This is a genomic window from Lysinibacillus sp. G1-3 (assembly GCF_056322905.1).
On the sequence record NZ_JBWHYQ010000007.1, the window covers coordinates 103678 to 126119 of the forward strand.

The following is a 22442-nucleotide window of genomic DNA, read 5'->3' on the forward strand; positions in this document are numbered from 1 at the left end:
TAGGCAATGCGCGAAAAGCATTGAGTAGCGCTTAGATAAAATATTTTAGTTAGAGTAGCAAAGTGATCGGGTCGATGCGAAAACCGCTCAGGTAAAACAACAAACCAAGATGATCCGTAACAACTATCACTTTTTTTAAATAGATCATTAATAGGAGGGGGAATGTATATGACATTGCGTATCGTATCAGGACGTTCAGGAACAGGTAAATCAACATTTATTCATCAAGAGATTGTTGAACAACTAAAATCGGATCCGTTAGGTCATCCAATTTTTGTGATTGTCCCCGACCAAATGTCGTACTCAACAGAGTATGAGCTGACGAATAAGCATGGCTTGCAAGGCTTAATTCGTGCGCAGGTTATGACATTTAAACGATTGGCGTGGCTAGTGTTACAGGAAACGGGTGGTATTGCTCGAAAAGAAGTAAATGGCTATGGCTATCGAATGCTGATTCGTAAACTTTTAGAGGAACAAAAAAGTGAGTTTTCGTTATTTCGACAAGCAGCTGGGAAACGAGGCTTTACGGAAGAAATTGAAACGCTATTACGAGAGTTTAGTCGTTATAGTGTAAATAGTTCGGTGTTAGCTGAAGTATCAGCATCTTTGAAGGCCATAGATGCACCTAATACATTGCAAGCGAAGGCGAATGATTTGCAAGTCGTTTTACAAGCTTTGGAGGAACGGTTGGGCACGACGTATGTCGATAGTGAGGGGTATTATCCGATTTTGACGGAGCATCTGAAATACTCTGAGACGATGAAGCAGGCGTCTATTTATATAGATGGTTTTACAGCATTTACTGTAAGGGAACTAGAGCTTGTAAAAGAGTTATTAAAGGTGACGAAGCAGGTAACGGTAGTTCTTCCTTTTGACCATATTGAGGAAGTGTATGATGAGCAATCTTTATTTCATGAAGCCGCTTCTACGAACCAACGTTTACACGATATTGCCTATGAAGAAGGCGTTGAGGTAGAAGCACCATTGCACTTCTATTATACGCATCGTTTTCAATCCGGAGATTTACAGCATATGGAAAAAGGGTTTGCTGATCTGGTGCCTCAAACGAAAGAAACATCAGGTGATGTAATGGTACTTGAAGCATCTAATCGACGTGCGGAGATCCATGCCATTGCCCGGGAAATAACAAAGTTGACAAGGGAGACGGGGTATCGTTATCAAGATATCGTACTTCTTTATAGACAAGCGGAAGTTTATGATCCGCTTATTACAACTATTTTTCAGCAATATGAAATTCCCATTTTTACAAATTCGAAAAAGACGATGCTGCATCATCCTTTAATTGAGCTTAGTCGTTCGGCTTTAGAGGTTATTACTTCTGACTGGAAATATGAACCGGTTTTTCGAAGTGTAAAAACAGATCTATTTTTCCCGTTACATGCTGATTTAAATGTTTGGCGAGAGCGGGCGGATCGTTTAGAAAATTACTGTTTAGCACAGGGTATCTTTGGCGAGCGCTGGTTTGAGGAAGCTCGCTGGTTTTTCAAAAAGTATCGTGGACTTGAATTCCATTCACGCGTACAGACGGACGAAGAACGTGCTATGCAAGCAGAAATCGAGGCCGTTCGCAATGAAGTTCGTCAACCGCTCCAATTATTGCAGGACAAGCTGAAGGTAGCGACAACAGGCAGAGATGTTGCGACAGCTTTATTTGAGCTGATTGAGAATTTGAATGTTTATGAAAAGCTTCAAGCAATGAAAGACCGTGAACTTGATCGAGGTGATGCATTAGCTGCAAGTGAGCATGATCAAGCTTGGAAAGAATGGATTGCAGTGCTCGATCAGTTTGTTTATATGTTTGGTGAGCAGGAGATGTCTGTGGAGGAAGCGGCTAAAATTTTAGATGAGGGCTTTGACACTTTAGAATTTTCGCGTATCCCTCCTACATTAGATGAGGTCATGGTTGCGAACGTTGATTTAGCTCGTTTATCCAATATAAAAGTCGCTTTTGTTTTAGGGATGAATGATGGGGTCTATCCAACCCGTATGGAGTACGAGGGATTGCTGTCAGATACTGAGCGTGAGTGGTTTAGTCAAATTGGTTATGAGCTTGCGCCAACATCTAAAAATCGATTGCTGCAGGAAAATTTCTTGTTATATCGTGCTTTAACGACACCATCCGATAAATTATATATGTCCTATTCAACGGCAGATGAAGAGGGGAAGGCTCTATTGTCTTCACTCTATATTAAGAAAATTATCGGCAATGATAAAACGGCTGGTCTTCTGAGTGGTGTCAAGGTCGAACGAGTGGTCATTGATCCAATTGAATTACTGGATGAAAATGCTTTACCGTATATACGTCATCCTCGGACAGCTTTAGCACATTTAATGGTGCAAAAACGCCAAGCTGAACATAGCCGCGAGCTTGCGCCAGAGTGGGTAGCATTACAAAAATTTTATAAACAGGACCCTTATTGGGCACTTGTTTATGATCGAGTTTTACATCCAATTACTCATAAAAATGAGGCAGAGCCTTTAGAAAACTACATTACGCAAGAATTATATGGTCAAAAGCTAACTTCTAGTGTGTCTCGAGTTGAGAAATACTTCCGTTGTCCATTTTCGCATTTTACAACGTATGGGCTTCGTCTAGAAGAGCGGGCAGAGTACAGGCTAGAAACATTCGCAATGGGCGACTTATTCCATGAGGCATTGAAATGGATTACTGAGGAGACACATCGTCTGCAACTTTCATGGATACGTTTAACAAAGCAGCAAATTAAACAATTAGCACGACAAGCTGTTGAGCAAATTGTGCCGGTGTTTTCACATCAAATCTTACTGTCAAGCGCACGTTATCGCTACATTCAACGTAAGCTTATTCGGATTGTTGAGCGAACAATGACTGCACTTACACAGCATGCAAATGTATCTCATTTTAAGCCAATTGCCATTGAAGCATCATTTGGACCGGGCCAAAATGAACAGCTTCCACCGCTTGAAATTGATTTAACAGGTGGTAAGAAAATGTTAATGCGAGGTCGTATTGATAGGGTGGATAGTGCGTCTATTGATGACCGCTCTTATTTACGGATCGTCGATTATAAATCATCAGCCCGTGATTTAGATTTGAATGAGGTTTACTACGGATTGTCACTTCAGGTACTAACGTATTTAGATGTAGCGATGGAAAATTCCTCTTACTGGCTACCAGGTGAAGCGGAACCAGCAGGGGTTCTTTATGTACATGTCCACAATCCAATGCTAAAGCTTGATAAGGATTTAAGTGACAGCGAAATAGAGGAAGACCGTTTAAAACAGTATAAAATGAAAGGTCTTTTGTCAGAAAATGCGGAAGCCATTTTATCGATGGACGAGCAATTAGAGGAATCGAGTGGACATTCAAAAATTATTCCTGTCTATATGAAAAAAGATGGGACACCATCAGAATCTCAGTCACGGATTGTACCTGTTAATGATATGAAAAATCTACAGCATTTTGTACGGCGCAAGCATCAGGAGGCGGGTAACGGAATTTTAGCTGGGGATACTTCCATTAGTCCGTATAAACTGAAATCAAAAACAGCCTGTGACTACTGTCAATTTACAGCTGTTTGTCAATTTGACCCATCTGATGGTAAGCAAAGCTACCGTCAGTTACAGCAAGCAAAACCGAATGATATCGTTGAAATAATTCGGAAGGAGATGAAGTAAGTTGGTACAAAAAATACCTGAAAAGCCAGCGGAAGTGACATGGACTGACGACCAGTGGAAGGCAATCTATGCAAGCGGCCAGGATACACTTGTATCGGCTGCGGCAGGCTCTGGTAAAACGGCAGTTCTCATTAATCGAATGATTGAAAAGGTAGTAGCGACAGAGGATCCCATCAATGTCGACGAGTTACTTGTCGTAACATTTACAAATGCATCCGCTGCTGAGATGCGTCACCGTATGGCGGAGGCACTTGAAAAGGCTATTGCAGAAAATCCAACTTCTAACCATTTGCGACGCCAGCTAAGCCTTGTCAATAAAGCGCAAATTTCAACGCTGCATTCTTTCTGCTTAGCTATTGTGAAGCAGTACGCCTATATGCTAGATATTGATCCAGGCTTTCGTATAGCAAATGAGGCAGAGGTTGCTTTGTTAAGGGACGATATATTAGCCGAAGTATTAGAAGATGCTTACGATTCTGAGGATGAAGCACAGGTTCAAGCAATCTATCGTCTTGTTGATAGCTTTACATCGGATCGTGATGATCAGGCAATAGAAACTTTAATAAGCAAGCTTTATGATACGTCCCGTGTTCATGCAGAGCCTCAAAAATGGCTTCGTAGTCTACCAGAGACATACGAATTAGCAGCGGACGTAACAATTGATGATTTAGAGCTATCAAAATACGTGAAATTAACAGTCAAGCATAGTCTTGAAGAGGCATTTGTGTTAATTTCTGAAATGCGTGCCATTACGCTACAGCCTGCTGGACCTGGACCATATGCTGAAACTGCAGAAATGGATTTTGCTATGATTCAGGAAGGCATTCGCATTAGTCGTGAAGGAACATGGCAAGAACTCTTTGATTATTTTACTACCGTAAAGTGGTCAACGTTAAAGCGTGTATCCAAAGATGCTTTAGTAGATGTGGAGCTACAAGAGCTTGCTAAGAAAAAGCGTGAGGCAGCTAAAAAAATTGTAAACAAGCTTAAAGAGACTTTCTTCGTTCGTACTCCTGCACGATTGCTGGAAGAGATTCGATTAATGGGGCCTACGATAGGAACATTGGTCGAATTGACGAATGTTTTTAGTGAACAGTTCCGCATCGCGAAATTAGAACGAGGAATTATTGATTTCTCAGATTTAGAACATTTCGCCTTACAAATTTTAACTGTAGAAGTCGAAGGTGAATTACAGCCTTCACCTGTTGCTCTAGATTTAAAGCAACATTTTAAAGAAGTGCTTGTGGACGAATATCAAGATACAAATATGTTACAAGAAACTATATTACAGCTTGTGAAAACGGGTAGTGAGCAAGATGGAAATCTTTTTATGGTTGGGGACGTCAAACAAAGTATTTACCGTTTCCGTTTAGCAGAACCGAAGCTTTTTATGCGAAAGTATAGCGAGTTTCTAGAGACGCCAGATTTGACGGGGATGCGTATAGATTTAAACGCTAACTTCCGTAGTCGACAAGAAGTGTTGAACGCTACAAACTATGTATTTGCACAAATTATGGGTGAGCGAGTTGGAGAAATTCTTTATGATGAAAATGCTTCACTAAAGCCAGCAGCGCCCTATGATGACAAAGAAGTTCCAGTAGAGCTAGTCATCATGCATCCTCCCGGGGAAGAAGAGTTGGAGGAAGAAGTAGAAGCAGAAGATACTGTAAGCGACGCTTCTGAATTAGAGGAATTAAAAAAATCACAGTATGAGGCACGTTTTATTATTGAGCGTATTCGACAAATGATGGAGGACGGGACAACCGTATTCGATACAAAAACTAAGAAAGAACGTCCGTTAAAATATAGTGATATTGTCATTTTAATGCGTTCAATGACATGGTCAACAGATTTAGTAGAGGAATTTAAGCTTGCCGGAATCCCGCTCTATGCGGAGTCCTCAAAAGGATATTTTGATGCGCTTGAAGTGATGATTATGCTGAATGTACTAAAGGTTGTTGATAATCCATATCAGGATATTCCTTTAGCTTCAGTGCTACGTGCTCCATTTGTTGGCTTAACAGAAAATGAGCTAGCAAAAATTCGACTAGCAGATACGAAAGCGCCGTTTTATGATGCATTAAGGCAATTCATTCGAAGTGAGGGGCATGGTGTTCAGTCTGACACTTTTGTGAAGCTTCAACGATTTATGCTAGCATTTGAAAACTGGCGAGATTTAGCGCGACGTGGTTCGCTGTCAGATTTAATTTGGAAAATTTATTTAGATACGCATTATTATGAGATGGTTGGAGCGATGCCGAATGGAAAGCAGCGTCAGGCCAATTTACGCATTTTACACGACCGTGCTTTAATGTATGAGAAAACAGCCTTTCGAGGACTATTTCGCTTTTTGCGTTTTATTGATCGTATGCGTACACGTGGCGATGATTTAGGGACGGCGAAATCGATTGGAGAAAAGGATGACGTTGTTCGCCTTGTGACCATTCACTCTTCCAAAGGGTTAGAGTACCCAGTTGTCTTTGTGGCAGGGATGGGGAGACCGTTTAATAAAATGGATTTCCATAACCCTTATTTATTCGATCAAGATTTTGGTCTTGCAGTGAAGGCAATTGATCCAGAAAATCGTATTACGTATACATCTCTACCATTTTTAGCTTTGAAGGAGAAGAAAGAGCTTGAAATGCGTGCTGAGGAAATGCGTGTATTATACGTAGCGATGACGCGTGCAAAGGAGCGACTGATTTTAGTAGGCTCGGTAAAAAATTGGGATAAAACCCGCGACAATTGGCTGGATGCACAAAGCTTGCCGTTAGATGCCCCTTTACAGGAGTATTTACGAGCTAGAGCAAATAGTTACTTTGATTGGCTTGGGCCTGCAGTAGCAAGACATGCAGATTTTTCAGCCATTGCTGCTTCCCCTTATAAGGCGGCAGATGATGTATCGCATTGGTGGGTACGAGCTATTGAAACAAGCCATTATGCGTATGATATACAGGCGTTAGAGGACGAGGTACAGCAATTGCTAGAAACGCCCGAGGACGAAGCTTTGGAGTCGGAAATTACGATGCGCTTTCAAGCACAGTATGCGTTTCAGAAATCAACACAAAAACGTTCAAAAACATCTGTAAGTGAAATTAAGCGCTTAGAAAATCTTCAGAGACAGGAAGAGCCTGAGTATTACTTTTCAGCACCTTCTAAGCAAAAATCGACGACCGTTGCACCCCGTCCAACCTTTTTACAGGACAAGCAGCTGACAGGTGCAGAAATAGGGACAGCGGTTCATACAGTAATGCAACACGTCCCTCAAAACGGCTTTACGGACGTACAGGAGGTTCAGGAGTTTGTCACTAATTTAGTGAATAGACAGCTTCTGACCGAGGCTGAGGGGAAAGTTGTTCCGTCGAAAAAAATATATAATTTCTTTACAACAGACATTGGACAACGCTTTAAAAAAGCAAAAACAATTCGCAGAGAATTGCCATTTACGATTAGTCGAGTAGATGAAGATGGCGACGCTCAAATTGTACAAGGAATTATTGATTGCTTATTTAAGGATGAAAACGGTGAATGGATCTTACTGGATTATAAGACCGATCGTATCCAATCACATTTTGCTGAGGAACCAGCATTAACGAAAGAACTTTTAGAACGATATGGTGTCCAGCTTAGAGTGTATAGTGAGGCGATAGAATCGATCCTTCAAATTAAAGTGAGTGATAAGGTTCTCTATTTATTTGATATTGAACGGGCTTTACATGCATAAGTGAAAGCGGTGAAAACAGGGCTATCTGAGGTAGTTTCATATAAGGGAAGCGTGTTAGAGAGTCCTGTTTTCGCCATATACATAGAGGAGGCATTTTTGTGGAGTTAAAACCGACAATGTTGCAGGAGCGCATCGCAACATTAGATATTTTACGTGGTATTAGCTTACTAGGCATTTTACTCGTTAATATGTTTGCCTTTTATTTGCCAATGCCCTATATTGATTTGGCATCATGGTTTACAACACCGTCAGATATTGTGTGGCAGCAAAATTTAGATATTTATGTACAAAGTAGCTTTTATCCACTGTTCGCCATGTTATTTGGCTACGGACTCGCTATGCAATGGCGGAAAGCACAAAGTCGTGAACAAAATTTTTATGCGATAGGACTTCGAAGACTTTCTGTATTATTTGTATTTGGTTTGCTACATGCTGTGCTCATTTGGTGGGGCGACATTTTGATGGTGTATGCATTTTGCGGCGTTTTTTTAGTGCTCTTACTACGTCTACATCCAATTTGGTTATTGTCAATGGGCATTATGATTAGCGGCGTCATGCAAGCTTTTATGTTATTTGTAGTAGGATATATTAATTTTAATACAAAGATTGATGAGTATTTAGATATTACTTCAGTAGAGCAGGCGATAACTGCTTATGGAACAGGGAGTTGGGTTGATGCATTTATGCAACGTCTAACTGATTTATCGTTTCAGGCAGGAATCGGCATGTGGTTTGTGGCATTATTTACAATTCTACCATTTATGTTAATTGGTGCCGCAGCCTCTAAATGGCGTTTAGTAGAACGAGCGAGAGAACTTAAATGGCTATGGCTGGCATTAGCAGTAGCTGGGTTAGCAATTGGTATTTTTATTAAAAGCTCACCGATCATGTTTACGCGTACGTATTTATTAGACTACTTGAAAGTATACATAGGTGGTCCAATTTTAGCAGTAGGCTATACGGGGCTCATTGTTTTACTTTGTTTACTCCCAGTTGTACCAAAATTGCTTAGTCCTTTTGCGAAAATAGGGCGCATGTCGTTTACAATGTACATACTTCAATCGGTCATTGGAACATGTCTGTTTTATCAATTTGGATTTGGCTTGTATGGAAAAGTAAACGTCGCAACAGGCGTGCTAATTGCGGTAAGCATTATTATTGTACAAATGATTGTGGCAGAAATTTGGCTAGCGAAATGGCAACAAGGTCCGTTAGAGGCTTTATGGCGCAAGTTAACGTATAAGACGAAAACTAAAGTAAGTTAATTGTTTTCAACGTGCCGGCAACATATAGTTACTTAATACGTCTTGTATAATAAGCATAATTAATCGTGATTTGGCTTATTATCAAAAGTAGAGATAGCATTTGTTATAAAGTATGTTAGTTGATTGTAGTGGAGGATGGGCGACTCCTTGGGGATCAGCGATCGAGGAACGAAGACTAAAAGCATCACATTCCTGTGATAACGCCTTCGTGACCAACATCGGTGCCGCTGCCGCTTCGTTAGCACTATGCTTTCGCGCAAAAAACATCTGTTGGCCCGAGACCCTGCAGCGTAGCGGCAGCAACAAATGTTTTAACTGTGCGAAAGCGAAGCGACAGCAACAATTGTTTTAACTGTGCGAAAGCGAAGCGACAGCAACAATTGTTTTAACTGTGCGAAAGCGAAGCGACAGCAACAACAAATGTTTTCTGTAGCGAAAGCAAAGCGGCAGCTACAAGCGCCCAGTCGGAACGGAAATCAACCACACGTTATGGTGAAGTGCCTACAAATTATTATGAATAAAAATAGTTTTCTTAAAAGTAAGGCAATTTCTATAATTTTGTTGTATTATGTAAAAAAAAGAAGGAGCTCTGAAAATCATGAAAATTTTATCATTTAAATTAGGTGGACATGTAAGCTTTGGACCAAAAGTAAAAAAAGAAGAAGCAGTATGGGATGTACTCGCTATTCAAAATGAACTTCAAGTTCTCCCTTCTTTTTCAAGTTCAATTGTAGATGGCATTGCTCTAGGCTTTGATTTTGTTGAACAGATTCGTAAATTAGTAGAAGCCGCTGAAAAATCAGACCGTGCTAATAGTTTCAAACGCGAATTTACAGTGATCGAGTGGTTATCACCGATTCCACGCACACCAAAAAACATTATGTGTATTGGGAAAAACTATGATGAACATGCTAAAGAAATGGGTGCAGAAGCAGCTCCGACAGATTTAATGGTATTTACAAAATCTCCGACTGCTATTGCTGCTGATGGCCAAACAATTTCTATTCATGCCGATCTTTCATCTAAAATGGATTATGAAGGCGAATTAGCGGTTGTCATTGGTAAACGTGGTAAAAATATTCCGAAAAACTTAGCATACGATTATGTATTTGGCTATACGATTGCCAATGATCTAACAGCTCGTGATTTACAAGAAAAACATAAGCAATTCTTCTTAGGAAAAAGCTTGGATGGAACTTGTCCACTTGGACCTTACCTTGTAACAAAAGATGAGATTCCGAATCCACAAGATTTAACAGTCGTTACAAAAGTGAACGACGAAGTACGTCAAAACGGCTCAACAAAAGATATGATGTTCACTGTAGAATCATTAGTATCGATTTTATCTCAGCATGTTACATTAGAGCCAGGTGACGTTATTTTAACAGGGACTCCAGCGGGTGTTGGTAAAGGCATGAATCCGCCACAATTCTTAAAAGCTGGTGATACTGTAAAAGTATCTATCCAAGGCATCGGTACTTTAGTGAATCATTTTGAATAATTTTTAAAATCCGCGTGAGTTTACCTCCGCGGATTTTTAATTTGGGTGTCCAAACATCCGTTGAAATAGAGGAACCCTCTAAGAACATCAAGACCTGTGGTAACGACTGTGTGACCAACATCTGTGCTGCTGTCGCTTCGCTTTCGCGCAAGAAACATGTGCTGCTGTCGCTTCGCTTTCGCGCAAGAAACATGTGCTGCTGTCGCTTCGCTTTCGCGCAAGAAACATGTGCTGCTGTCGCTTTGCTTTCGCGCAAAAGACATTTGTTGGCCTAAAGCCTCCGGATGCAATGATATCGAGGTAAAATTGATGTATATTATATGAACACTATTGTAATGTTTGAAACCCTTTCCATCACATGGTAGGATAGAGTTTGATAGAAAAAAGAATATGAGGTGGGACAATAATGAGTTTCTTAACTAGCCAAACGCATTTGCATATTACTACTTGGGTAGTTGCAATCGTAATCTTTTTAATTGCGGCATTAATGGGCAAGCAGTCAAAAGGCTTACATATGACATTACGTTTATTCTACATTTTAATTATCATTACTGGTGGAGCACTATTTATTAAAGGCATGGATTATGGTATGGGTATGCTCTATGGCTTTAAATTTATAGGTGGTATTTTAGTCATTGGTATGATGGAAATGGTATTAGTTCGTCAAAAGAAAAACAAACCAACTGGTATGTTTTGGATTTTGTTTGCAGTGTTCTTATTGATTACATTGTTCCTAGGTTTCAAATTACCAATGGGTCAAAATTTCTTAGCATAATTTTGTAAAAGTCGTGAAGTTCTCGCTTCACGGCTTTTTTTTGAAGGAGAAATTGTTTAGGTCCCACGATCAAGTCGATAAATTGTATTTGAAGGAGAAGTTGACACCTTTTTGCCGTAATTCATTTTGTCATTTTCGGAAAATATTTTGAAATGATAGCAAGGGGACTATTTTATTTGGTAAAATGACGGAGGATTGGTTTGAAAGAGAGGGAATTAAAGTGAAATTCAAAAAGTGGATAAGTGCGACAGCTGCATCGCTTTTACTAGCAACTTCATTAGTGAGTGCTACACCAGTTGCACATGCTGATGAAGCGCCGACAAGAACGATTGCTGAAGAAAGCATCTATGATTTACTCGTTGACCGTTTCTTTAATGGTTCGGGCACTAACGATTTTGATACAAATACGCAAGACGCTACTAAATTTGCAGGAGGCGATTTTGCAGGTTTACAGGATAAACTAAAATTTATCGGAGAGATGGGCTTTACAATCGCTTCTATTGGCCCGATTTTTGCCACTGAGAAATATGATGGATCGATGCCGACGAGCTACTCTTCAATTGAGCGTCATTTTGGGACAGCTGAGGAGTTTCAAAGTGTCATTGAGGCCTATAAAGCTAAAAACGTATCGATCATGGTTGATTTTCCATTAAACAATGTAAGTCCGAATCATGAGTGGGCAAAAGATTCAGCGAAAAAGGACTGGATTGCTTCAACAAATAATGGACAAGTACAGTGGGACTTAACAAACAAAGACGTACAAGACGCACTTGTTAAATCAGCAACAGACTTTATCTCTACATACGATGTTGGTGGAGTGCGTTTAACAAATATTGCTGGTGCTGATACAGAGTTTATCAATGCAGTAATTAAAGCATTAAAAGATACGAAAAAATCACTTTATGTCATTTCAAATGAAGAAAGTGATGCAAACTTTGATGCAAGCTTTTCTAAAGCTTCAGCTGATATTTACCGTAATATCTTTAAAAATGTTGATATGGATTCTACTAAGTTGATGGAGCCTATTACAGGTAAGAAACCAACTCAGATTATGATTGATTCGCTAGAAACGCATCGATTTACATTTGATTCTGCAACAGAAAATATGTTCCCACCAACGCGTTTGAAAATGGCGATGGGTGCTTTATTTATGATGCCAGGAATTCCAGTTGTACAATATGGTACAGAAATCGCAATGAACGGTGAAAAAAAGCCAGATACGCACCAAATATATAACTTTAAAACTGATACAGAATTAATCGACTATATTAAAAATGTCCAATCTTTACGTAATAAATCTGAGACATTACGAAATGGTGATTTTGAAGTTCTCACAAATGAAAATGGCCTACTTGTATTTACACGTACGTCCGATAAAGAAAAATGGGTCATCATGGTTAATAATACTAGTGAAACACAACGCGTTGATTTAACACCTGCTCAGCTTGGTGAAGGTAAAATGCTAAACGGTATTATACATGAAGAAAAAGTTCGTATTAATGAAAAAGACGTATATCCAGTTATTTTAAATCGCGAAATGGTAGAGATTTATCAAGTTAGAAATGATGAAGGATTAAATGTACCTTATATGGTAGCACTAGGATTAGTATGGTTAATATTCATAGGATTTGTAGTTGTTATTATTAGACGAGGTAAAGTACGACGTAAAGAGCAAGATGCTCTAAATTAATCCCAGTAGGATAAAATGAAAAATCCCCTTAACACTTTTCAGTGCGGAGGGGATTTTTGTTAAGCTTGATAGCTTTTATTTGTAAAGAAGATGGCAATTGTACCTGGTCCTACGTGTGAGCCGATAGCTGAACCAATCATTGTTACTTGAATAGCTTTTGGTGAAAATCTTTCTTGGATAGAAGCCTTTACTTCGTTGGCAAATTCCACATCATCACTATGGCTAATACCAACAACTTTTTCAGAGAAATTTTCACCGCGCGCCTGCATTAAATCTAACATGCGAGCGATGGCTTTTTTACGTCCGCGTGATTTTTCAATCGGGACAAGTTTACCATCCTCTACATTTAAGATGGGTTTTATGCTTAGGAGCCCCCCAAGAAATGCGCTTGCCTTAGATACACGACCACCTTTAGCAAGGTAATCTAAATCTTCCACCGTAAATAAGTGCTCCATCTGTGGGGTAAGAGCTGTAATTTTTGCTTCGATTTCTTCCAGTGAAGCACCTGTATTTCGAAGGCGAACGGCTTCTTCGACTACTAGGCCAAAACCTAGTGAAGCACATTTAGAATCGATAATAGCTAATTTAAGGGATGGATATTGCTCCTGTACTTGATTGCGAATCATGACAGCGGTATTATAGGTGCCTGATAATTCCGATGAAAAGGCAATATAGATTCCTTCTTCTTCATTTTTCGCTAGATTTTCGAAATGATTGAGAAATAGCTCTGGTGATACTTGGGATGTTTTTGGGCGAGCACCTTGACGAATAGCGTCGTAAATTTCTTTGGAATCAATCGAAATGACATCATCATATTCATTATTGTTTAATTGCACTCGTAGTGGAAGAAGTTCAATATTGTTTTCTTCGTAGTAAGACTTTGGTAGATCACAGCCACTATCAGTAAAAATTTTCATCATTTGTCCCCCTAATTTATTATTCTTTTAACTCTATATGAGAAGTTTACAAATACCTATACTACATAACAGGTGAACACGTGTCGAGTTTTCAATTTCCACTCTATATTTCTCGAAACTACTTCCTAATAAAATTTTATATAGATATATTATCATATCGTGTTTCAGTATAATTGCAACTCAGTGTATTGTTAACTCGAAAGTTAAAGTGAAAAAAGGGCTCATCACCATAACGTGTGGTTGATTTCCGTCCGACTGGGCGTACTTCGCGCACCTTTCATAGATGGCTTACATTTTAATGAATGACATCCACAACTTATGGTGATGATCCAAAAATAGGGTGTTTTTATTTAACTAAGATAGTTTCAAACGCTCGATAAGCATTTTAGCGATGCCATCGTCATTATTGGTTGTCGTAATTTCGTTGGCAATGTTTTTTAAAGCAGGGATGCCATTGCCCATTGCGACACCGATACCGGCATATTCAATCATTTCTAAATCATTGTCCTCGTCACCGAATGCAATAATACGCTCGCGTGGGATACCTAAATCCTGTGCTACATGAGCAATCCCTACTGCTTTATTTAAGCCACGGCGAACAATTTCAATAATGTGAAGTGGGGCACCCCAACGACGATGTTCAATGACTTCTGCATGGACAGCCTGTAAATGGTCACGAATAATCATTGAATTCACATCATCCGCTTGAATCAGCAAACTAGTAGGGTTATCGAGTAAATGGGTATAGAGATTCCCATGAGTAATTTTAGGATTCCCCATATTGAATATATTTAAAATCCGTGAGTTCTCTGTATGAACATAAATATCGTCCTTAACCTCCGCTATAATATTTTCATATTCATAGCTATTGATGGAATTGACGACATCATGTACTACGCTTAAATCAATAGGAGTATGCTTAGTCTGCCAAGCAGCATTTTTAGGATGGTGGACGTAAGCACCATTAAAATTTACGATGGGCGTTGTAAGGCCAAGTTCGTGATAATAAAGATCACTCGCACGATAAGGACGACCGGTAGCAATCATAACTTGATGGCCTTGCTCCTTTGCCTGCAATAATGTTTTTTTAGTTTTTGCTGAAATTTGTTGTTGATCCGTTAATAACGTACCATCTAAGTCCAAAACGATTAAATGCGGTTTCATAGCTTTTTGCCCCTTTCTTATAATTTGAATAGTATCGTTTTGTAAACCATTCGTCAAAATTTTGTCACAGTGAAAAAAGTTTGCTAACATAAAGATGAGACAAATGTTGGGAGTGACAAAGATGATTGTTGAGAAAGAATTGTGGGGAAATATTCCTTTATTACATATACATACGGAAAATATGAATGAAGAAACCCCGGTAGTAATTTTTTTACATGGTTTCACGAGTGCAAAAGAACATAACTTACATTATGCATATCAATTAGTAGGCAGAGGGGTGCGTGTCCTATTGCCAGATGCAAAATTACATGGCGACCGTAGTGAAGGCCTGACTGAGATGCAATTGAGCTTACATTTTTGGGATATTGTTTTAAATTCTATTCATGAAGTGGAACAATTATATAATGAATTAAAGAATAAAAAATTATTACTGAATGATAAAATTGGCATTTCTGGTACATCAATGGGTGGTATTGTCACATCAGGCTGTTTAAAGCGCTATGATTGGATCAAGACAGCAGCAGTTTGTATGGGTGCACCAAGTTTCACTAAATTAGCGGAGTATCAATTACAGCAATTCGCAAAAAAAGGTGTGAATTTGCCAATGTCTGAAGAAGAAGTACAACAAACGAATGAGCTTCTAGCTAAATATGATGTGAGCCTAACACCAGACAAATTTGCAGAACGACCTGTCCTATTTTGGCATGGGGAATTAGATAAAACTGTACCTTTCAAGGAAACATATGATTTTTATTTAACTTTACGTAAATATTATGAAACGAATCCAGAAAACTTGAAATTTTTAGCTAATAAGAAAGCTGGTCATGCTGTCTCACGTGATGGTATGTTAGCAGCAACTGAATGGCTTGCACAGCATTTGGCATAATAAGATGCATCTGCTATGATTAAGTTAACACTGTGACGAAAGGAGAAATACAGATGGATCAAGATATGAAAGACAGCATGTTCGGTGCATTAGAAAATGTAATTGACCCTGAGCTTGGTATTGATATCGTCAACTTAGGTTTAGTATATGATGTAGAGTTAGATGAAGAGGGCGCAGCAACCGTTACAATGACGTTAACGTCTATGGGCTGCCCAATGGGACCTGTTATTGTTGATCAAGTGAATACAGCATTAGGTGAGCTTCCAGAGGTAAAAAGTACAAATGTAAATATTGTATGGAATCCACCTTGGTCAAAAGATAGAATGTCACGCTATGCAAAAATGGCATTAGGTGTACGCTAACTCTGCTTAATGCACAATAAAAAATCCCTGCTTATAACTCTAAGCGGGGATTTTTGCTGTTTAAAACTATTGTGTCAAAAAATTATGGTGTTATATAAAGGGTTCTTTGGCAAAATGAGTGGTTGATTTCCGTTCCGATTGGGCGCTTTGTAGCTGCCGCTTTGCTTTCGCTACAGAAAACATCTGTTGTTGCTGTCGCTACGCTTTCGCACAGATAAAACATTTGCTGCCGCTACGTTAGCACTACGCTTTCGCACAGAGCAAAGCTTCCTGGGGGCGTCCGATGAGCCGCTTCACTCGCGGTGCTCGCTCCAGGGTCTCGGGCCAACACGATGTTGGTCACGGAGGCGTTATCACAGGATGTGATGCTTTTAGCCTCAGTTCCTCTATTGCTGATCCCCAAGGAGTCGCCCAGTCTCCACTCCAATCAATTGATTCACATAGCATACGTTTTAACAAAATGATTCCAACTTTTTAGTTTTATCGAAACACTTTCTGGAATTATCGCCAAACTTTTAAATTTTATCGATAAACTTTCACTTTTCATCACCCTTCTATTCATTTTTATCGACATCCAGCTTCCAATGAACAAAAACACTACTTTAGCAAAAGGGTTTGTCTGCGGAAAACGAAGATATACAATCGCGTTATTGCTATAAGTTGTTCAATTATGATGCGTCGTCATAGTGTCCAATTTTGAAATACATATAAAATTTATAAAAGTTCTACGCTATCGCTGATTGGAGTGGAAGGCTACTCGACTCCCGTGGAAAAGCGAGACAGGCGAGACCCTGGACTGAGCGGAGCGAAGGAAGCGGCTCGACGCTCGCCCACAGGAAAGCGAGTAGCCTGGAGCGGAAATCAACCCCTAGCTTTGCAAAAGAGCCATAATTATTTCAATAGAACACAGAATCCCCGCTTATAACTCATAAGCGGGGATTTCGTATGTAAGTGTATTAATCAATACGACATATTTGTAACGGGCAATTTTCACAGGCGATTTCATCCTTTAAAAATTGTAGATCGTGAATGGTTATATAACCTTTTTCAAAAGATATAATATTGTGCTTCTTTAAGTCATTCAGCATGCGATTAATCATCTCTCGACTCGTCGCACATAAATTAGCGATCTCTGTATGTGTTAACGGAAAGTCAATATAAATAGTGTCATTTTCTAACGGCTTCCCATAAGTATTGGAAAGACGGATAAGCGTTGAAAATAAAGCGCCCTTTTTCCCATTTAAAATCAAATCACGCAAACGGCTTTGATGCTTTAAATTTTCTGTTTGCAACCACTTCATATATTCCACCATTAAAATAGGTTGTTCCACTAGTAAAAGTTCTAATGTTTCGAGGCTAAGAACATATAAACTGGAGGGCTCTAGTACTTTAGCGGTCATCGAATTATACGTAAAGTTGCAAAATAATGAGCTTTCTCCAATGATGCTATCTGGACCACAAATACGAATGGTTAATTCCTTCCCATTCTCCGTTTCCTGACTAATCGAGATAGCTCCTGTTTTTATATAATAAATTTCTTTCGCACGTTCGCCCTCTAAAAAGATTTTACTATCCTTATTCACTTTAATAAAAACACCGTGCTTTTGAAAAAGATCGTGAAATTTCTCTTGTATATTATCCATAATAGTCATTTCTTTAACACATCTCTTTCTTTTTTGTAAAAATTGTTTAATTATTACAAAATTAGGTGAGCAATTTACTAAATTTAAGAAATACAATTTCATTATAACGTAATTTTCCAGTAATAAGTGAAGAATTTTTAGGGCTAATTCTTTGCTCTGATTTGTCGAGTGTTGTAAAATAAAGTTAGTCAAAAAAGGTCAAACATTTTCTGTGAAATAGAATGGCAAACGGGATTCCGCTTAACATTATTAAAAAGGAGTGCTAAATATGCAATTTCAACAAACAAATGACAAAAAACCATTAGAACAATTTGGACGTAATTTAATAGAAGAAGTTAAAAACGGTAAAATGGATCCGGTTATCGGTCGTGACGAAGAAATTCGTAATGTCATTCGTATTTTAACACGCAAAACGAAAAATAATCCTGTCTTAATAGGGGAGCCTGGGGTTGGTAAAACAGCTATTGTAGAAGGGTTAGCTCAACGTATAGTAAAGGGCGATGTTCCTGAGGGGTTAAAAGATTGCGTACTGTATGAGTTGGATATGAGTGCTTTAATAGCTGGTGCTAGTTATCGCGGCCAATTTGAAGAGCGCTTGAAAGGTGTATTAAAAGAAGTAAAAGAATCAGAGGGACGTATCATTTTATTTATCGATGAAATTCATACAATTGTTGGTGCGGGTAAAACGGATGGTGCAATGGATGCTGGGAATATGCTAAAACCAATGCTTGCACGAGGTGAGCTACATTGTATCGGGGCTACAACATTAGATGAATACCGTATGTATATTGAAAAAGATCCTGCTTTAGAGCGTCGTTTCCAGCAGGTGCTTGTACGAGAGCCGTCTATTGAAGATACAGTTTCCATTTTACGAGGCTTGAAAGAGCGCTTTGAGTTGCATCATGCGGTACGTATTCATGACCGTGCGATCGTAGCGGCAGCGGGGCTTTCAAATCGCTATATTACAGAGCGTTTCTTACCAGATAAGGCAATCGATTTAATCGATGAAGCATGTGCGATGATTCGAACAGAAATTGATTCCATGCCACAGGAATTGGATGCGGTAACGCGCCGTATTATGCAACTTGAAATTGAGGAGCAAGCATTGCGTAATGAAAAAGACGAGGCGAGTAAAAAACGTCTAGAGCAACTCAGTGAGGAATTAACAAAGCTCAAAGAATCCTCTGAGGGCATGCGTAAACAATGGGAAACCGAAAAAGAAGCGTTACACGGCATTCAGAAAAAACGTGAAAAACTTGATAAATACCGCCGTGACTTAGATGAAGCAGAAAGTAAATATGATTTAAATAAAGCAGCTGAACTACGTCATGGGAAAATTCCTACACTTGAAAAGGACATTCAAGAGATGGAAAAACAATTAGAAAATGGTACGGAATCACGTATTTTGCGTGAAGAGGTAACAGCTGATGAAATTGCATCAATCGTTTCGCGCTGGACAGGAATACCAGTGACGAAATTAGTAGAAGGTGAGCGAGAAAAATTATTGCGCTTAAAAGATACTTTGCATGAGCGTGTAATCGGACAAGATAATGCAGTACAACTTGTTACAGAAGCGGTATGGCGTGCTCGAGCAGGTATAAAAGATCCGCATCGACCAATTGGTAGCTTTTTATTCCTAGGACCAACGGGTGTTGGTAAAACAGAGCTTGCGAAGGCACTAGCGGCACAATTGTTTGATTCTGAGGATCATTTTATTCGCATTGATATGAGTGAATATATGGAGAAACATAGTGTATCGCGTCTTGTAGGGGCACCTCCAGGCTATGTTGGCTATGAGGAAGGTGGGCAATTAACAGAAGCTGTTCGCCGAAATCCGTATTCAGTTGTATTATTAGATGAAATTGAAAAGGCCCATCCGGATGTCGCAAATATTTTACTACAAATTTTAGATGATGGTCGCATTACTGATAGCCAGGGGCGTATGGTTAACTTTACGAACACAGTGGTCATTTTAACTTCTAACATTGGCTCAAGCTATTTAATGGAAGCAAAAGAAGACGATGTTGCTGTTGAGGATTTAGTGATGGCTGCACTGCGTCAACATTTTAAACCAGAGCTGTTAAATCGTATGGATGATATTATTATGTTCCATGCACTATCAGATGAGCATTTTACAGCCATTGCATGGAAATATATCGAACAGCTTGTCAAACGAGTTGCAGAGCAAGACATTACTTTACAAGTAGAACAAAATGTAGTTGATTGGGTTGTAGAACAAGGAGCAGATGCTCAGTTCGGCGCAAGACCATTAAAACGCTTCGTACAACGATATATTGAAACTGCGGTTGCAAAAGAATTGCTTCGAGGTGAAGTATTACCAGGAGAAACATTACACATTAAAATGCATGATGGTCAATGTGTCGTTGAAAAATAACAAAAAAAACCTGTTCCGCATTAAGCGAAACAGGTTTTTTCTAGTTGAATTAATGATTGTCTGCTGCTTCTGGAGTTGACTCGTTTGGAATAATTGCACCGATAATGAAAACAAGAATTGTAAATACAACTGATGTAACAATAGCAGTATCGATATCAAATTCTGCACCAAGTACAGAGCCTACTACGTAGTTTAACATTGAAACTAGTAGGAATGACCATATGAATGTTACGATATATCGCATTAATTTCACCTCAACCGAACTTTTTTATATCATAAGATTTTACTACATATTCATTATCATATCATAACATAAATCGAAAAAAAAAGAACCTTTTCTGTGAAACATGGCGAATTTGTCACAACAACAACATTTTTTTTATTTTTAATGCAATTTCAATACATCACTGAAATTCAAAGACGTCACAAATGCTTGTGTGTCGTAGCGTGTAGAAGTGTTTCAAGCCCCGTCAAAGCATTAAATTTAATTCATCTTGCACCTGTTCTTCATTATGAGTTTGAAGAGTTATTTTAGGCAATTCAGGTGTGGCTTTTTATATGTCTTGGAGGTGATGGGAATAAATAGAAATATAAAAAGAGGGTTTTTTAAAAGAAATTATTAAAGACGTTAAAAGGCAACAAATGTTTTAGATCTAAGTTATTTCATTCCGAAGTAGCTTATGGGGGTCATCTGTGCGTTGTTCATATTTAATTTGAAACTTTTTTACGTATCATACGTATTATAACTAGACAGTTCGAATTGATAAAAAAGGGAGAAATGAATTTTTGAACTATTGAATGAAACGATTACTTTTTGTGGTTTACTTGATTACCATTGCGGATGCGTATTACTCAACGTTGTTTATTGAACCAAAAACACCACCGCAACACCAGACGATTAAAGCATCAGTGATTACGTTGACACAACTACGGTAGCAAACCTAACAAAAAGAAACGTACAACAAGTCGTTTGAAACCTTCTGTACTGCAACTCATCAAGCGATTTCTTCAGAGCATTAAGTGTTCCAAAGAGAACAAGATCCTTAACGACTTATTAGAGAATAGATTGGAAGTACGCAGATTCATGCGAGAGCCACCCTTCATCTTTTTGCGATATCGACTTTTACGTTGTTGATAATATTTGTTAATAATTGTTAGGCCAAAGCTGCAAATTTATTTGCAGCTTTTTTTCATTAACCGCCATTATTTTCCAACCTCACTTATCCCCAAAAATATGCTTTTTCTTGCATTAGCTCTAAAAGTGGGAGATGACATTTGTTAAATTGTAGGCCATGTATATAAGTTGATTGGAGTGGAGACTGAGCGATGCAATAGAACTTATCAGACGCCCCAAGTTGGAATAGAAATCAACCCCGCGTTATGGTGAAGAGGAACGTTAAATTTAATTCATCTTGCACCTCTCCGTCATTATGAGTTATAATTATGACCAGTTACTAATAATTGATAGTAAGAAAGCAGAGGGGTTGCTAAATGAACGCTGGTATTTTAGGAATTGCTAAATACGTTCCGGAGAAGGTCGTTACGAATTTTGATTTAGAAAAAATAATGGATACTTCGGATGAATGGATTCGAACTCGCACAGGGATTGAGCAACGTCATTTTGCTGCTGATGATCAGGAAACTTCAGATTTAGCAGTAGCTGCAGCAAAAGAAGCTATTGCAAAAGCGGGAATCTCACCAGAGGAAATAGGCTTAATCCTTGTAGCAACAGTAACACAAGATCAAAATTTTCCAAGTGTCGCATGTATGGTTCAGGAGCAAATTAGAGCAGTTAATGCAGCAGCGATGGACCAAGCGGCTGCTTGTGCAGGGTTTATATATAGTTTAGTGACGGCAAAGCAATTTGTAGAATCAAATGCTTATAAATATGTCTTAGTAGTAGGTGTTGAAAAGCTGTCGAAAGTACTTGACTGGGAAGATCGTAATACCGCTGTATTATTCGGTGACGGTGCAAGTGCAGCAATTATTGGTCCAGTATCAGAAGGTAGAGGTATTTTATCATTTGAACTTGGTGCTGACGGTACAGGTGGAAAGAATTTGTATTTAACACAGCAGGATACAATCGCTATGAATGGACGTGAAGTATTTAAATTTGCCGTTCGTCAAATGGGTGAATCTGCAATGAACGTTTTAGAAAAAGCAGGTTTAACAAAAGAAGACGTAGATTTTTTAGTGCCGCATCAGGCAAATATTCGAATTATGGAATCAGCGCGTGAGCGTCTAGAGCTACCACCGGAAAAAATGTCAAAAACGATTCACAAATATGGGAATACGTCTGCGGCATCTATTGGTATTTCCTTGGTAGATGAGCTTGAAGCAGGTAAGATAAAAGATGATGATTTAGTAGTACTTGTTGGATTTGGCGGTGGCTTAACATGGGGCGCCGTTACAATGAGATGGGGAAAATAAAAACGAAAAATG

Annotated in this window: 14 protein-coding genes; 10 read left to right on the forward strand and 4 right to left on the reverse strand. The window is 38.9% G+C overall.

Translation table 11 applies throughout. The annotated features are described in order from the left end of the window. The first annotated feature begins 168 nt into the window (after positions 1-168). The 6 genes from addB to ACVYAD_RS08905 all read left to right on the forward strand — a co-directional run bounded on the left by addB (position 169) and on the right by ACVYAD_RS08905 (position 12633). Entirely contained in the window at positions 169-3678 is a 3510-nt protein-coding gene (gene addB / locus ACVYAD_RS08880) for a helicase-exonuclease AddAB subunit AddB (RefSeq protein WP_476425919.1), read from the forward strand. Between the two features lies 1 nt (position 3679). Further along, positions 3680-7402 carry a helicase-exonuclease AddAB subunit AddA gene (gene addA, locus ACVYAD_RS08885; RefSeq protein WP_476425921.1) on the forward strand — a complete coding sequence of 1241 codons (3723 nt, stop codon included), beginning with the start codon at positions 3680-3682 and terminating at the stop codon, positions 7400-7402. Positions 7403-7500: 98 nt separating this feature from the next. Continuing rightward, on the forward strand, positions 7501-8667 hold the full coding sequence (locus tag ACVYAD_RS08890) for a DUF418 domain-containing protein (RefSeq protein ID WP_476425923.1): 1167 nt from the start codon (positions 7501-7503) through the stop codon (positions 8665-8667). Between the two features lie 598 nt (positions 8668-9265). Further along, entirely contained in the window at positions 9266-10168 is a 903-nt protein-coding gene (locus tag ACVYAD_RS08895) for a fumarylacetoacetate hydrolase family protein (protein WP_079559548.1), read from the forward strand. A 406-nt stretch (positions 10169-10574) separates the two neighbouring features. Then, positions 10575-10943, forward strand: a complete 369-nt coding sequence (locus ACVYAD_RS08900) for a YisL family protein (RefSeq protein WP_349659098.1) — start codon at positions 10575-10577, stop codon at positions 10941-10943. Positions 10944-11163: 220 nt separating this feature from the next. After that, positions 11164-12633 carry an alpha-amylase family glycosyl hydrolase gene (locus ACVYAD_RS08905; protein ID WP_476425925.1) on the forward strand — a complete coding sequence of 490 codons (1470 nt, stop codon included), beginning with the start codon at positions 11164-11166 and terminating at the stop codon, positions 12631-12633. A gap of 59 nt (positions 12634-12692) precedes the next feature. Here ACVYAD_RS08905 and ACVYAD_RS08910 read toward each other — a convergent pair whose 3' ends face one another. Beyond that, the gene (locus ACVYAD_RS08910; protein WP_349659105.1) at positions 12693-13550 is read right to left on the reverse strand and encodes a DegV family protein; all 858 of its coding nucleotides are present in this window, start codon (positions 13548-13550) and stop codon (positions 12693-12695) included. Between the two features lie 354 nt (positions 13551-13904). Next, a complete protein-coding gene (locus tag ACVYAD_RS08915) occupies positions 13905-14714 on the reverse strand; it encodes a Cof-type HAD-IIB family hydrolase (RefSeq protein WP_476425926.1) in 810 nt (269 codons plus the stop codon). 121 nt (positions 14715-14835) lie between these two features. On the opposite strand from ACVYAD_RS08915, the gene ACVYAD_RS08920 reads away from it, so the two are divergent. Next, complete coding sequence (locus ACVYAD_RS08920; protein ID WP_476425928.1) at positions 14836-15600, forward strand: prolyl oligopeptidase family serine peptidase; 765 nt, start codon at positions 14836-14838, stop codon at positions 15598-15600. 53 nt (positions 15601-15653) lie between these two features. Further along, on the forward strand, positions 15654-15962 hold the full coding sequence (locus tag ACVYAD_RS08925; protein WP_197139853.1) for a metal-sulfur cluster assembly factor: 309 nt from the start codon (positions 15654-15656) through the stop codon (positions 15960-15962). A 956-nt stretch (positions 15963-16918) separates the two neighbouring features. On the opposite strand, the gene ACVYAD_RS08930 is transcribed toward ACVYAD_RS08925, so the two are convergent. Further along, a complete protein-coding gene (locus ACVYAD_RS08930; protein ID WP_349659094.1) occupies positions 16919-17605 on the reverse strand; it encodes a Crp/Fnr family transcriptional regulator in 687 nt (228 codons plus the stop codon). A 268-nt stretch (positions 17606-17873) separates the two neighbouring features. Between ACVYAD_RS08930 and ACVYAD_RS08935 the strand changes: the two genes are divergently transcribed. Continuing rightward, a complete protein-coding gene (locus ACVYAD_RS08935; RefSeq protein WP_349659093.1) occupies positions 17874-20000 on the forward strand; it encodes an ATP-dependent Clp protease ATP-binding subunit in 2127 nt (708 codons plus the stop codon). A gap of 49 nt (positions 20001-20049) precedes the next feature. On the opposite strand, the gene ACVYAD_RS08940 is transcribed toward ACVYAD_RS08935, so the two are convergent. After that, complete coding sequence (locus tag ACVYAD_RS08940; RefSeq protein WP_079559555.1) at positions 20050-20244, reverse strand: YjzD family protein; 195 nt, start codon at positions 20242-20244, stop codon at positions 20050-20052. 1247 nt (positions 20245-21491) lie between these two features. On the opposite strand from ACVYAD_RS08940, the gene ACVYAD_RS08945 reads away from it, so the two are divergent. Continuing rightward, positions 21492-22430 carry a beta-ketoacyl-ACP synthase III gene (locus ACVYAD_RS08945; protein WP_476425931.1) on the forward strand — a complete coding sequence of 313 codons (939 nt, stop codon included), beginning with the start codon at positions 21492-21494 and terminating at the stop codon, positions 22428-22430. Positions 22431-22442 lie beyond the last annotated feature (12 nt).

Excerpts from the sequence above, each read along its gene's own strand:
- ACVYAD_RS08915 (WP_476425926.1), bottom strand. The coding sequence starts at position 14,714 with ATGAAACCGCATTTAATCGTTTTGGACTTAGATGGTACGTTATTAACG.
- ACVYAD_RS08935 (WP_349659093.1), top strand. The coding sequence starts at position 17,874 with ATGCAATTTCAACAAACAAATGACAAAAAACCATTAGAACAATTTGGA.
- ACVYAD_RS08920 (WP_476425928.1), top strand. The coding sequence starts at position 14,836 with ATGATTGTTGAGAAAGAATTGTGGGGAAATATTCCTTTATTACATATA.
- ACVYAD_RS08925 (WP_197139853.1), top strand. The coding sequence starts at position 15,654 with ATGGATCAAGATATGAAAGACAGCATGTTCGGTGCATTAGAAAATGTA.
- ACVYAD_RS08895 (WP_079559548.1), top strand. The coding sequence starts at position 9,266 with ATGAAAATTTTATCATTTAAATTAGGTGGACATGTAAGCTTTGGACCA.
- ACVYAD_RS08900 (WP_349659098.1), top strand. The coding sequence starts at position 10,575 with ATGAGTTTCTTAACTAGCCAAACGCATTTGCATATTACTACTTGGGTA.
- addB (WP_476425919.1), top strand. The coding sequence starts at position 169 with ATGACATTGCGTATCGTATCAGGACGTTCAGGAACAGGTAAATCAACA.
- ACVYAD_RS08945 (WP_476425931.1), top strand. The coding sequence starts at position 21,492 with ATGAACGCTGGTATTTTAGGAATTGCTAAATACGTTCCGGAGAAGGTC.
- ACVYAD_RS08910 (WP_349659105.1), bottom strand. The coding sequence starts at position 13,550 with ATGAAAATTTTTACTGATAGTGGCTGTGATCTACCAAAGTCTTACTAC.
- ACVYAD_RS08940 (WP_079559555.1), bottom strand. The coding sequence starts at position 20,244 with ATGCGATATATCGTAACATTCATATGGTCATTCCTACTAGTTTCAATG.
- ACVYAD_RS08930 (WP_349659094.1), bottom strand. The coding sequence starts at position 17,605 with ATGGATAATATACAAGAGAAATTTCACGATCTTTTTCAAAAGCACGGT.